Below are 12,501 nucleotides of genomic sequence, written 5' to 3'. Positions count from 1 at the left end.
CCGGCTGCGGCTGGAGCACGGGCGCGGCCGGCGCCGCGTGCCGCGCGCGCCGTGGCGCCGCGGCGCGGGTCTCGGAATAGAGTCCGAGGCTCTGCTCGTCGGCTCCGGGCGGCGTGATCGCGACGTCCCGGTACTCGAACCGGCGGGGATCGCGCCAGACCCGCCGGAGAATGCGCCGCGCGCGCAGATAGTCGGCGGCCATCAAAGACAGGTTCCGCGCTTCGCCCAGCAGGAAGCGCGGGTAGAACACGAGCGGGCTCTCGAGCGGCAGTCCGTGGCGGCGGTCCCGGCGCGTCTTGATGCGGAGATAGCCGCCTTCGAGCGGATGGCAGCCGTACAGTCGGTGGAAGTCCCGGAACCACAGGAGACGGTTCAGCGTCGTGAGCTTCTTGTTCGACCGCAGCGCCCGCATGCGCTTCAGGATCGTCTCCATGTGCTCCCACGAATAGAAGCGGTGCCAGGCCTCCGCATAGACCTCGTCCCACTCCGCGTCCGACATGCGCGGATGGTGCGTGACGCGGTGGTTGAGGTCGTATTTGTTGAGATCGCCGTCCATCCACTCGCCCGCGCGCACCATCCTCTGGTGATCCTCGCTGCCCGGCAGCGGCGTCAGGTTGGTGAAATAGATCAGGTCGATCGGCAGCTCGCGCTTGATGATCTCGATGTCGTGCAGGATGGACTCGCGGGTGTCGTTCGGAAACCCGAGGATGTAGCCGGCCGTGATCAGCACGGCATGTTTCTTCCACGTCAGGAACATCTCGCGGAATTCGGCGATCCGGTTCTGGGTCTTGCGGACGGCGGCCAGGTTGTCGGGATTGATGTTCTCCATCCCGACGAACACCTGGTCGACGCCGGCCCTGGCGGCCTTCTCGATGAAGCCCGGAATCTTGTGGCAGCGGGTGTCGACCTGGATCTGCAGCCGGACCTTCAGTCCCTCGCGCTCGGCGAGTTCGATCAGCCGGTCGAAGCACGGCTCCCAGTTCCGGTTGCGCGCGAGGTTGTCGTCGGACACGAAGAAGCGGTCGACGCCGATCGCGCGGTTGGCGCGGACGATCGCCTCGAGGTCGTCGGCGGATCGGAACCGGCTGACGCGGCCCTGCACGTTGATGATCGTGCAGAACGAGCACAGGAACGGGCAGCCGCGGCCGATGTCGAAGCTCGAATAATTGCCGAAGGTCCGGTTCACCTGCTCGCGGCCGAGCACGGGAACGGGAGCGCCCTGCAGGTCCGGCATCCGGTCGCGGTAGTCATAGAAGGGCTTAAGCTTGCCGGCCCAGGCGTCGCGCAGCACCTCGTCGAGCCGTCCGCCCTCCGCTTCGCCCACGAAGAAGCTGATGCCCATGTCGCGCGCCGCCGCGATCTCGGGCGGAATCGCGTCCAGCATCTCGAGCGAGCCGGCCACGTGGAACCCGCCCATGCAGACCGGTATCCCGGCCGCCAGGAACGGACGCGCGATATCCACCGCGCGATCGAACTGGTTGGACTGGACACCGACGAGGCCGAGCATGCCGCGTCCGCCGCTCTTCCGGATCGTCCGGATGAGAGCGGCGGTCCGGACCCGGCGGTTGGTTTCGTCGATCGGCAGAATTCGGATGTCGACATCGCCCAGCACGCCGCGCCGTCTGCAATCCTCCGCGATCCCGTTCAGGCAGGCGAGAGCATTCGACGGTATCGTCGAATATCGCCATTGGAGCGGATAGCCTTCGTCGTCGTAATGCGTCGGCTTGACGAGAAGCAGATGAAAAACCGGCATGGTTTCTCCCGGGAGGGCCATCCCGCCTCTCGCATTCAACGAAAATCCCAGTCTAGCCGCGATCGATCCGGACCACAATCAAATCAAGCGGAGTTGTTCCGCGCGCGGACGCTCGGAACTGTTCGGGGCCTGTGCCTGCGGCCCGAACGTAGACTCAGCGGCCTTTCCAGGCGGGCTTCCGCTTGTTGAGGAAGGCGTCCATGCCTTCGCGGAAATCCTCGCTCGTATAGCACATGACGATGAGGTCGTGCCCTTCCACGGCCGCCATCTGGCTCCGGAGCCGCAGCAGCGCCTGCTTCGTCGCCTGCAGCGTGAGCGGGGCGTGCCGGGCCACCGTCTCGGCGAGCTCCTGCGCGCGCGCCATGAGCGCCGCATGGTCGTCGAGCACCTCGGAGACGAGGCCGATGCTCCTCGCCTCCTCCGCGCCGACGAGCCGCGCCGTGAAGATGATCTCCTTGGTCCGCGCCGGGCCGATCAGGGAATAGAGCCGGGCATAGTTCGCCATCGAGAGGCAGTTGCCGAGCGTGCGCGCGATCGGGAACCCGAAGCGCGCGTTCCTGGCGGCGATCCGGAGATCGCAGGAGGAGGCGATGCCCGCGCCGCCGCCCGTGCAGGCGCCGGAGATCGCCGCGATCGTCGGCACGCGGCAGCCCTCGAGCTCGGCCAGCACGCCGTTGATCCGCGATTCGTAGGCGAGCGCGTCGTCGGCCGTCTTGAAGGCGCGGAACTGCGAAATGTCGGTGCCGGCCGCGAAGGCGTCCTCGCCGGCGCCGGTGATGACGATCGCCTTGATCGTATGGTCGTCGTTCGCGTCCGCACAGATCGCCTTCAGCCGCTCGTACATGGCGAAGGTCATGGCGTTGCGCGCCTGCGGCCGGTTGAAGGTCACCTTCGCGATGCCGTCCTTCACCTCGTAGAGGAGGTCTTCGGTGGTGGCCGCCGGGGCGCCCTGGTCCGTATCGGTGCTTGTCATGGCCCTTGTTCCCTGTCTTTTCCGCCCGGCCGGCCGCGATCGGGCGTGCGGAGCATCTCAGACGACGCCGTCGGCGTGCAATGCCCTGATCTCGTCGGCCCCGAAGCCGAATTCGCCGAGGATCTCGTCCGTCTGCTCGCCGATCTCGGGGGGCGGCACGGCGATCGTCGTCCCGGTGCGGCTGAGCCCGATCGGCTGGCCGACCAGCGTGATCTCGCGGCCGAGCGCGGGCGACGCGACCGACTGCGCGATGCCGAGATGGCGGACCTGCGGATCCGCGAATACCTGGTCGATCGAATAGATCGGCCCGCAGGGCACGCCCGCCTCGGTGAAGAGGTCGATCCACTCCGCGCTCGTCCGGCCGGAGAGCTGGCGGTCGATCTCCGCATTGAGCCTGTCGCGGTTCGCGGAGCGCTTGTCGGCGGTCTCGTAATGAGGATCGGCGAGCATCTCCTCGGCGCCGAGCGCCTTGCAGAATCGCACCCACATCGTGTGGCCCGTGACGGCGAGGTTGATATGGCCGTCCGCGGTGGAGAAGACGCCCGTCGGGATCGAGGTCGGATGGTTGTTGCCGGCCTGCTTCGGAACCTCGCCCTCCATGAGCCAGCGCGTGGCCTGGAAGTCGAGCATCGCGATCTGCGCCTGGAGCAGCGAGCACGTGACCCACTGGCCGCGGCCGGATTGTTCGCGCTCGAGCAGCGCGGCGAGGATGCCGAAGGCGGTGTAGAGTCCCGACGTGAGGTCGGCGATCGGGATGCCGACCCGCATCGGGCCCTCGCCCGGCTTGCCGGTGATCGACATCAGCCCGCCCATGCCCTGCGCGATCTGGTCGAATCCGGGCCGCCCGGCATAGGGACCGTCCTGGCCGAAGCCCGATATGCTCGCATAGACGAGCCCGGGATTGACCGCCGAAAGCGTCTCGTAATCGATGCCGAGCCGGCCCTTCACGTCCGGCCGGAAGTTCTCGACGATCACGTCGGCCTTCCCGGCCAGGCGGATCAGGACATCGCGCCCGGCGGGCGCCTTCAGGTCGAGCGAGAGACTCCGCTTGTTCCGGTGCAGGTTCTGGAAGTCCGGGCCGTGGCGCGCCCCGCCCATCGTGTCGCTGCCCTGCATCGCCGCCGGCATCTCGATCTTGACGACGTTCGCGCCCCAGTCGGCGAGCTGACGGACGCAGGTCGGGCCGGATCGGACGCGCGTGAGGTCGAGCACGGTGAAGCGGGACAGCGCGGCGGAGGCCGGCTCGAAGGGCATCGTGTCTCTCCCTGGGCTTTTTCCGGGGACCTTGGTCGCCCGCGCGCCCGCTGTCAACAGTTAGCGATCTGTTGACAGGACGACCGGTTCCCGGAACTATCCGCGCGATGACCAGCACCCCGAGTGTCACCGACGCCATCCAGCTGCGCAGGTCGCAGTCGCTCTCCGGCATCGTGCTCTGCGAACTGGAGCGGATGATCCTGAGCGGCGAGCTGGCGAGCGGCGAGCGGCTCAACGAGCAGAAGCTCGCGGCCAAGCTCGGCGTCAGCCGCGGCCCGATCCGGGAAGCGGCCCGTGCGCTGGAAAGCGCGGGGCTCGTGACGCTGGTGGCCAATCAGGGCATGTTCGTCCGGCGGATCGGCGTCGAGGAGGCGGCCGAGCTCTACGACATGCGCGCCGTCGTGTTCGGCTTCGCCTGCGCGCGCCTGGCCCGGTCGGCCCGGACCGACCAGATCGAGGCGCTTCGGGGCCTCGTCGCCGAGATGGAGGAGGCCGTGGCGGCGGCCGACCCGTCGCGCTACTACCGGCTCAACCTCCGTTTCCACGATACGGTGCTCGCCTTCGCGGGGCACAAGCGCGCCGTGCAGATCTACGAATCGCTGCTGAAGGAGGCGCATCTCTGCCGGCAGCGCTCGCTTCAGCCGGTCGCCTCCATGCGCGAATCGAACGAGGAGCACCGCCGCATGGTGGAGGCGATCGCCTCCGGCGATCCGGATCTCGCGCGGCGCGTGGCGGAGGACCACCATTTCGGGGGCAGGCGGCGCTGGCAGGCGACGCTCGGCGGACAGGACGAGGAGGCCACGGGCGCGGCGGTCGCCTGAAGCAAGCAGGACCCGGAGAACCGGGCTGCGTCGGGATCACGAAGGATCCGGGAAAGGGAGGAGAACCATGAATCGAGTGTCATCGATGCTGAAATCCGCGCTGGCCGCCGGGGCGCTCGCCGCGGCGCTGGCGCTGCCCGTCGCCTCCGCCGGTCCGGCGGACGCGCAGGACTATCCGAGCAAGCGGCTCGAATGGACGATCGCGTTCGGGCCCGGCGGCGGCAACGACATCATGTCCCGCACGCTGATCGACATCCTGCAGAAGCACAAGCTCTACCCGGAGAACATCGTTGCGGAGAACCGCGCGGGCGGCAGCGGCGCCGTCGGCTGGGGCTATGTCTTCGGGAAGAAGGGCGATCCCTACCAGATCTCGTCGACGAGCGGCAGCTTCGTCACGACGCCGCTCCAGGCCGACACGCCGTGGAAGCCGACCGACTTCACGCCGATCGCGCTCCTGGCGAGCGACGATCTCGTGCTGCTCGTGAAGGGCGATTCGGAGATCGAGACGGTCCAGCAGTTCATCGAGGCGGCGAAGAAGAAGCCGCCCACGATCGGCGGGATCGGCGCCGTGAATGTCGACTTCATCATCCCGAAGATCCTGTCGAAGCAGGCCGGCTTCGATTTCGACTACGTCTCGTTCAATGCCGCCGGCGAGCTCAACACCGCGCTCCTGTCCAATTCGCTCGACGCCATCATGGCCAATCCGGGCGAGGTGCTCGGCCTCATCGAATCGAAGGACATGCGCCCGCTCGCCTATAGCGGGGAGACCACCCCGCCCGCGCTCGGCGACGTGCCGACGCTGAAGGAGGCCGGCTACGAGATCGGCGTGTCGCTGCCGCGCGGGCTCATCCTGCCGCCGGACGTCCCGAAGGAGGCGCAGGACTGGTGGATCGAGACCATCAAGAAGGTCGTCGAGACGCCGGAATGGAAGGACTATCTCGAGAAGCAGATCCTCACCGAGAACATCCGCTACGGCGAGGACTTCCGCACCTTCCTGAAGACGACGCAGGACAGGTTCGCCGAGATCCTGCGCGAGCAGGGCGCCATCAAGTAACCGGCCTTCGCCATTGCCCCGCGGCCCGGCGCCGCGGGGCGCATGCCCGGACGGAGCCTTCATGAAGCGGGTCTTCATCCTCGCCATCCTGGCGCTCGCGCTGGGCTACACCTATTTCGCCTTCGAGCTGAGCTTCCTGTCCTCGACGGGCCGGCTCGGTCCCGGCTTCTTCCCGCGCGTCATCGGCCTCGGACTGATCGCCTCCTGCCTCTACGCGCTCGCCGTCGAGTGGCGGTCGGGCGGAACGGAGGCGCAGGAGCGGGGACTCTGGGGCGTCGCGGTCAGGACGGCGCTCCTCTCCGGGCTCTTCGTCGCGCTCCTCAACGTCCTCGGCGGGCTCGTCGCGATGATCGTCTTCATGCTGGCCGCGCTCTTCATGCTCAATCCGGGGCGCGTGCTCCAGAATCTCGCCGTCGCCTTCCTGCTGCCGATCGGCATCTACGTGCTCTTCGAGTTCTGGCTGAACGCCGGCATTCCGCAGGGCATGCTCCCCTTGCCCGTCTGAGGCTCCCGAATGGATCTCTTCGCCAATCTCTGGATGGGCCTTTCGATCGCGCTGACGCCGATGAACGTGCTCTACCTGCTCGCCGGGGCCATGATCGGGATGATCGTCGGCATCATTCCGGGCTTCGGCCCGTCGGCCGGGCTCGCGATCCTTTTGCCCGTCACCTTCGGCATGGATCCGGTCGGCGCCGTCGTCATGCTGGCGGCGATCTACTACGCGTCCATGTATGGCGGGACGATCACCTCGATCCTGCTCAACACGCCGGGCGAATCGGCGACGGTCGCGAGCACGTTCGACGGCTATCCGCTCGCCCGCCAGGGCCGCGCCGGGCCGGCGCTCGTGATGCAGGCCGTCGCCTCCTTCGTGGGCGGCACGGTCGGCGTCGTCCTCATCACGCTGCTCGCGCCGCTCTTCGCGCTGCTCGCCCGCAATTTCGGCCCGCCGGAATATTTCCTGCTGGCGATGATGGGCATGCTGCTCCTCGTCGTCATGGTGGGCGGAAACTGGCGGCTCGGCGTCATCTCGGCCCTGATCGGCTTCGCGCTCGGCACGGTCGGCGTGGACCTGGAGACCGGCCAGCAGCGCTTCACCTTCGGCTCGGCCGAGCTCATCGGCGGCATCGACTTCATCCCCGTCGCGATCGGCCTCTTCGGCCTCGGCGAGCTCTATTTCTCGCTCTGGCAGGGGCTCCATTTGTCGCGCACGGGCTCGATCGTCGACTACCACCGCGAGCGGCGCTTCTGGCCGGAGGCGCGCGACTTCATCGAGACGCGCATGACGCTCGTCCGCGGCTCGCTGCTCGGCTTCGTCGTCGGGGTCATCCCCGGCGCCGGCGCCACCATCGCCTCGCTGATGTCCTACTCGATCGAGAAGTCCGTCTCGCGCGAGCCGGAACGGTTCGGCAAAGGGGCGATGGCCGGGCTCGTCGGGCCGGAAGCGGCCAACAATGCGGCCTCCGCCGGCGCGATGGTGCCGCTGCTCACGCTCGGGATTCCCGGCTCGGCCTCCACCGCGGTCCTGCTCGCCGCCTTCCTGCTCTGGGGGCTCAGGCCGGGGCCGCTCCTCATGTCGCAGAACCCGGAATTCGCCTGGGGCCTCATCGCGAGCATGTATCTCGGCAACATCGCGCTGCTTGCGCTCAACATCTTCGCCATCCCGCTCTTCGTCTGGATGGTGAAGACGCCCTACCGCATCCTCGCGCCCGCGGTGATCCTCGTCTGCACGATCGGCACCTACAGCGTGAACGGCTCGATCGTGGAGACCTGGCTGATGTTCGTCGCCGGGATCTTCGGCTTCTTCATGAAGATGTTCGGCTTCTCGCCGGCGGCGCTGGTCCTCGCGCTCGTCCTCGGCAAGCTCGCCGAGGAGGCGCTCCGCCAGACGCTCACCATCTCGCGCGGCTCCTTCATGATCTTCCTGGAGCGGCCGACCTCGCTCTGGATCATCGGCATCACGGCGGCGGTGCTCCTGGTCGCGCCGCTTCTGCGCCGCGCCCAGCCGAGGGACTGAGGCAGGCGCGGGTGCGCCGAGACGGAAAGGGAGGTCCGATGGACGAGGAAGCGGCCCGCGCGGCCTTCGAGAGGGCGCTCGCCAGCTACGAGCAGAAGTTCGAGACCTTCTTCCTCGCCCGCCTGTTCGGGCTCGAGATCTCCTACACGGAGGAGAGCTGCGTGGTGGAGATCGAGGTCGCGGACTTCATGTTCAATCCGCAGGGAAGCCTCCATGGCGGCGTGATCGCCTTCGCGCTCGACGTCTCCATGGGCCATTTCATCAAGCACCGGACCGGCGGCGCCGGCATCACGCTGGAGATGAAGACGCAGTACATGCGCCCGGCGCGCCCGGGCCGCGTCCGCTGCGAGGGCCGCTTCCTGCGCCAGGGCCGCACCGTCAGCCAGATGGAATCGCGCATGACCGACGCGGAGGGCAGGCTCCTCGCGATGGCGACCGCGACCTGGCAGATGCCGCAGGTTTGAACGCGTCCGCCGGGATCTCGAACGGCCGCCCGCCGCCGCCTCACTGCGTTCCGAGCAGCCGCTCCAGGTAGTCGAGCTCGAAGCCCGGCCGGAAACGCTCGCCGAGGCGCTCGCGGATGGCGTTCAGGATGCGCCGCGCACGCTCGACGTCGATCTCGTCAGGCACTTCCACGCTGTCGCCGAAATCCGGGCCCTGGGTGCGCTGCGGGCGGCCGAGCGGGTCGGTCCGGCCGCGCGGCATGCCGCGGCCGAACTGCTGCCCGGGGCCGCCCTCCTGGCCCGGCTGGCCGTTATTGCCCATCATCTGCTGCATCATGCCCTGCATGCCCTGGCGCATCGCCTCGAGCGCCTCGCCCTGGCTGCCATAGGCGGGGCCGGTGCTGCCTTGGCCGAGCTGGCGCGCGGCGTCTCCCATGGCGCGGCCGGCGCGCCCGAGCGCACGCTGACCTTCCCCTTCGCCCTCGCCAGGCTGCATGCCCTGGCCGTCCTGACCCTGCTGGGCCTGCTGCCCCCGCCGCATGCGGTCGAGCAGCGCCTGCATCTGCTTCTGGAGGTCCGCCTGGCCCTGCTGGAGCTGCTTCATCAGCTCGGCCATCTCCTCCGGCGTCATCGGGCGCTGCTGCCCCTGGCCCTGCTGCTGCTGTTGGCCCCGATGCCCGGGCTGCCGGCCCTGATCCATGCGGAACGTCTCGTCCATCAGGCGCTGCTGCTCCTGCATCATCTTCGAGAGCTCGTCGAGCATCTGCATGGCTTCCGGCGACATCTGCTGCATCTGGCCCTGCTGGGCCATCTGCATGTTGTCGAGCATCTGCTGGAGCTGGGAGAGGAGCTGCTGCGCGGATTCGCGGTCGCCGAGCTTCGCCAGATCCTCGATCCGGTCGAGCATGCGGTCGAGGTCCTGCTGCGAGATCATCGGCGTGTCGGGATCGATCGGCGACTGCATCTGGTCGAGACCGCGCCGGGCCATCTCCTCGGCCATGCTGCGCATGAAGTCCTGCATCGCCTGCCGGAGCTCCTGCGTCAGCCTGGCGATCTCCTCGTCCGAGGCGCCACGCTCGAGCGCCTGCTCGAGGGCGTCGCGGGCGGCGTCGAGCCGCTGCCGCGCATCGGCGGCCTCGCCGCTCTCGATGGCGAGCGCGACCTGCCAGAGATAGTCGAGCATGCCCCGGAGCTCGTCGTCCGTGGAGGCGGCGACGAGACGGTCGTAGCCGACGCGGAGCGCGAGATAGGTGCCGAAATCCTTGGTGAAGACGTCGGGCGCGAGCGTGAGGGCGTCGAGGGCGTCGGCGACCCGGTCCTGCTCGCGCGCGTCGAGCGCCAGGATCTGCCGCTGCTCGACGAGCGCACGCGCGAGCGGATTGTAGAACGGCCGAGCCGGCAGCTTCATGGCTCCGTTGTCGGCGGGCCGGCCTTCCTGGCCGGCGCCGTCGCGCACCAGGGCGTCGGCCAACACGTCGAGCCCGGCATAGGGATGGTCCTCGAGGCGGACATCGGCGCGGGCATCCGCCTCGCCGTCCTGTTCCCGGCCGATCCGGAGCGCCACGCTCGGCGGCTCCACCAGCGGATGGGCGCCTTCGACCCCGCTCGCGCGGCGGAACGTGACGTTGCCGTCCTTCACGCCGTAATCATCGTGCACCTTGAAGCCGAGCGTGAAGGAGCCGCTCCGGTTCTCCGCCATGTCGCCCCGCCTGATGGTCGGCGGGCGGTCGTCGATCACGGCGATGGCGTAGGCGGTCTCGCCCTTGCCGTGCCGGACGCGGACGACGGCGTCGGTGCCGAGCACGGCGGCATAGGTGCGGATGCGCCCGCCCTCGGCCGGCGCGGCGGACGGAGCGGAGGCCGGGACCGCGCGCCGCGCGGGATCGCCTTCCGCCTCGGCGAGCCGGTTCGCGCCGTTCGCGTCCTCCAGGATCACCTCGGGCTCGCCGGCGGCGACGAGCCGCACGGTGAGCTTGCTGCCCTCCGGGACGCGGACCGGGCCGGTATCGTCGGCAGCGCGGCGCGACAGGAAGACGGGCGGCTGGCGGGTATAGGGCGGCGGGTCGATCCAGGCATCGATCCGGGCCGGCGGCGCCGCCTCCGCGACGGTCACGGGGGCGAACGGCTCGCGCAGCCGCGAGCCCCACTCGCCCCAGGCGACCGCGGCCGCGACCACCAGGAGGACCGGCAGCACGAAGCGGAGCGCATTCGGGTCCCGCCGCACCATCTCCGGCCGCGGCAGCCCGGCGCGCGGATTGGTGATGGCGGCGAGCAGCCGGGCCCGATGGGCTTCCCAGAGCACGCGGGCGGGGCCGTCGTCGGAGACCGGCGAAAGCCGGTCGTCGAGGCCGCTCGCCGGCCGGTGGCGCATGCCGGACACCGTCTCGACCCGGCGCAGCGCCTCCTCCCGCGTCGGCGCCGCAAAGCGCAGCAGCGGAACGAGGCTCGCCAGGAAGGCGAGGCCGAGCCCGGCGAGGATCGCGATGCGGGTCCAGTCGCCGGTCAGCCGCCAGAGGCCGAGCCAGGACAGGGCGACATAGAGCGCCGCGACCGACAGGACCGGCACGAGGAGCGGCCACAGCCTTTCCCATGCGAGCGCCGCACGCGCGCGCGAGACGGCGAACTCGAGCTCCGAGAGCCGGGCGGATGCGGGGTCTGGCGGCACAGGCGGCATGCGCTCCTTTCGAGGGGTCGGGCGCGCCCTCTGTCGAAAGGTAGCACAGACCTCCGCTGTGGCTAGATCAAGGCGGTCCGCGCCGCGCTCAGCCGAGCCAGGGCGGGAGGCGGTCGAGCCCGATCAATTCTTCGTAGGTCGGGCGCGGCCGGACGAGCGCGAATTCCGGTCCGTTCACGAGCGTCTCGGGTACGAGCGGGCGCGTGTTGTAGGTGCCCGCCTGGACGGCGCCGTAGGCGCCCGCCGAATAGATCGCCAGGAGGTCGCCCTCCTCGGGCCGGGGCAGCCTGATCGCGCGGGCGAGAAAGTCGCCCGTCTCGCAGACCGGGCCGACGACGTCGCAGGTGATCGGCTCGGCCGCGGTCTCGCGGACCGGCCCGACCCGGTGATAGGCATCGTAGAGCGTCGGCCGGATCAGGTCGTTCATCGCCGCGTCAACGATGACGAACGTGCGATCCTGTCCCTCCTTCACGTAGATCACGCGGGTGACGAGGATGCCGGCATTGCCCGCGATCAGGCGACCCGGCTCGAACAGGACCTCGCAGCCGATGGCGTTCATGTGCTTCCGCACGATCGCCGCATAGGCCGCCGGCAGCGGCGGCGCGGCCTGGTCGTCGCGGTAGGGGATGCCGAGCCCGCCGCCGAGATCGACATGCTCGATCGCGTGGCCGTCGGCGCGCAGCGCGATCACGAGCTCGCCGAGCAGCGCGAAGGCGTTGTCGAAGGGCTCGAGCGCGGTGATCTGGCTGCCGATATGCATGTCGATTCCGACGATGCGGATTCCCGGCAGGCGGGCGGCCTCGGCATAGACGGAGCGGGCGCGCGCGAAGGGGATGCCGAACTTGTTCTCCTTGCGGCCGGTCGAGATCTTCTCGTGGGTGAGCGCGTCGACGTCGGGGTTGATGCGCAGGCTCACCGGAGCGGTCCGTCCCTGCGCCGCGGCGATCCGGGAAAGATGCAGGAGCTCGGGCTCGGATTCGACGTTGAAGCAGCGGATGCCCGCCTCGAGCCCGAAGGCGAGCTCGCGGTCCGTCTTGCCGACGCCTGAGAAGACGATCCGGCCGGCGGGGATGCCGGCGGCGAGCGCCCGCCTGAGTTCGCCCTCGGAGACGACGTCGGCGCCGGCGCCGAGCCGGGCGAGCGTCGCGATGACGGCCTGGTTCGAATTCGCCTTGAGCGCGTAGCAGACGAGATGCGGGATGCCGGCGAACGCTTCGTCGAAGACCCTGAAATGGCGGGCGAGGGTCGCGGTCGAATAGCAGTAGAACGGGGTGCCGACGGCGTCCGCGATCGCCGGCACGGCGACCGCCTCGGCGTGAAGGACGCCGTCCCGGTGAGCGAAATGGTGCACTTGCGTCGAAGCCGGTCAGATCAGGGGGTCGAGGAAGAAGCTGGTCGGCTGCGGCGTGACGGCGGGCGCCTGGTTCGGGCCGACCGGTCCCGAACCCGGCGGCGAGCCGGGCGGGTTGTCGGCCGCGGCGGTGCCCGGCGGCGGCTCCAGTGCGCCGCGGCGGC

General features: G+C 69.4%; 10 protein-coding genes. 5 read left to right on the top strand and 5 right to left on the bottom strand.

What is annotated here, in order from left to right; genetic code table 11:
- The 3 genes from E4O86_RS19835 to E4O86_RS19825 form a co-directional block, all read right to left on the bottom strand.
- Positions 1-1,753: B12-binding domain-containing radical SAM protein (locus E4O86_RS19835; protein ID WP_246206518.1), on the bottom strand; the 1,753-nt coding region annotated here is incomplete at its 3' end.
- 154 nt (positions 1,754-1,907) lie between these two features.
- Entirely contained in the window at positions 1,908-2,726 is an 819-nt protein-coding gene (locus E4O86_RS19830; RefSeq protein ID WP_161142286.1) for an enoyl-CoA hydratase/isomerase family protein, read from the bottom strand.
- A gap of 57 nt (positions 2,727-2,783) precedes the next feature.
- Entirely contained in the window at positions 2,784-3,980 is a 1,197-nt protein-coding gene (locus tag E4O86_RS19825) for a CaiB/BaiF CoA transferase family protein (protein ID WP_161142285.1), read from the bottom strand.
- Positions 3,981-4,087: 107 nt separating this feature from the next.
- Here E4O86_RS19825 and E4O86_RS19820 point away from each other — a divergent pair, with 107 nt between their 5' ends.
- From E4O86_RS19820 to E4O86_RS19800, 5 genes are all read left to right on the top strand, one after another.
- On the top strand, positions 4,088-4,801 hold the full coding sequence (locus E4O86_RS19820; RefSeq protein ID WP_161142284.1) for a GntR family transcriptional regulator: 714 nt from the start codon (positions 4,088-4,090) through the stop codon (positions 4,799-4,801).
- Positions 4,802-4,868: 67 nt separating this feature from the next.
- The gene (locus tag E4O86_RS19815; RefSeq protein ID WP_161142283.1) at positions 4,869-5,855 is read left to right on the top strand and encodes a Bug family tripartite tricarboxylate transporter substrate binding protein; all 987 of its coding nucleotides are present in this window, start codon (positions 4,869-4,871) and stop codon (positions 5,853-5,855) included.
- 61 nt (positions 5,856-5,916) lie between these two features.
- Positions 5,917-6,360, top strand: a complete 444-nt coding sequence (locus tag E4O86_RS19810) for a tripartite tricarboxylate transporter TctB family protein (protein WP_161142282.1) — start codon at positions 5,917-5,919, stop codon at positions 6,358-6,360.
- Between the two features lie 9 nt (positions 6,361-6,369).
- Positions 6,370-7,869: a tripartite tricarboxylate transporter permease gene (locus E4O86_RS19805; protein ID WP_161142281.1), complete on the top strand. Its 1,500-nt coding sequence runs from the start codon at positions 6,370-6,372 to the stop codon at positions 7,867-7,869.
- 38 nt (positions 7,870-7,907) lie between these two features.
- A complete protein-coding gene (locus E4O86_RS19800) occupies positions 7,908-8,333 on the top strand; it encodes a PaaI family thioesterase (protein ID WP_161142280.1) in 426 nt (141 codons plus the stop codon).
- 40 nt (positions 8,334-8,373) lie between these two features.
- Here E4O86_RS19800 and E4O86_RS19795 read toward each other — a convergent pair whose 3' ends face one another.
- Both E4O86_RS19795 and lysA read right to left on the bottom strand, forming a co-directional pair.
- Positions 8,374-10,986, bottom strand: coding sequence for a TIGR02302 family protein (locus E4O86_RS19795; protein ID WP_161142279.1), 2,613 nt, complete (start codon positions 10,984-10,986; stop codon positions 8,374-8,376).
- A gap of 88 nt (positions 10,987-11,074) precedes the next feature.
- Positions 11,075-12,337 (bottom strand): diaminopimelate decarboxylase, encoded by a 1,263-nt coding sequence (gene lysA / locus E4O86_RS19790; RefSeq protein ID WP_161142278.1) that lies wholly within the window; start codon positions 12,335-12,337, stop codon positions 11,075-11,077.
- Between the last annotated feature and the right edge of the window lie 164 nt (positions 12,338-12,501).

This window comes from Propylenella binzhouense (assembly GCF_009866965.1).
GTDB lineage: Bacteria > Pseudomonadota > Alphaproteobacteria > Rhizobiales > Afifellaceae > Propylenella > Propylenella binzhouense.
Note: the sequence above shows the minus strand (reverse complement) of the source record. Positions and strands in the feature narration are given on the sequence as shown.

Excerpts from the sequence above, each read along its gene's own strand:
- E4O86_RS19795 (WP_161142279.1), bottom strand. The coding sequence starts at position 10,986 with ATGCCGCCTGTGCCGCCAGACCCCGCATCCGCCCGGCTCTCGGAGCTC.
- E4O86_RS19820 (WP_161142284.1), top strand. The coding sequence starts at position 4,088 with ATGACCAGCACCCCGAGTGTCACCGACGCCATCCAGCTGCGCAGGTCG.
- E4O86_RS19805 (WP_161142281.1), top strand. The coding sequence starts at position 6,370 with ATGGATCTCTTCGCCAATCTCTGGATGGGCCTTTCGATCGCGCTGACG.
- E4O86_RS19815 (WP_161142283.1), top strand. The coding sequence starts at position 4,869 with ATGAATCGAGTGTCATCGATGCTGAAATCCGCGCTGGCCGCCGGGGCG.
- E4O86_RS19830 (WP_161142286.1), bottom strand. The coding sequence starts at position 2,726 with ATGACAAGCACCGATACGGACCAGGGCGCCCCGGCGGCCACCACCGAA.
- E4O86_RS19810 (WP_161142282.1), top strand. The coding sequence starts at position 5,917 with ATGAAGCGGGTCTTCATCCTCGCCATCCTGGCGCTCGCGCTGGGCTAC.
- E4O86_RS19800 (WP_161142280.1), top strand. The coding sequence starts at position 7,908 with ATGGACGAGGAAGCGGCCCGCGCGGCCTTCGAGAGGGCGCTCGCCAGC.
- E4O86_RS19825 (WP_161142285.1), bottom strand. The coding sequence starts at position 3,980 with ATGCCCTTCGAGCCGGCCTCCGCCGCGCTGTCCCGCTTCACCGTGCTC.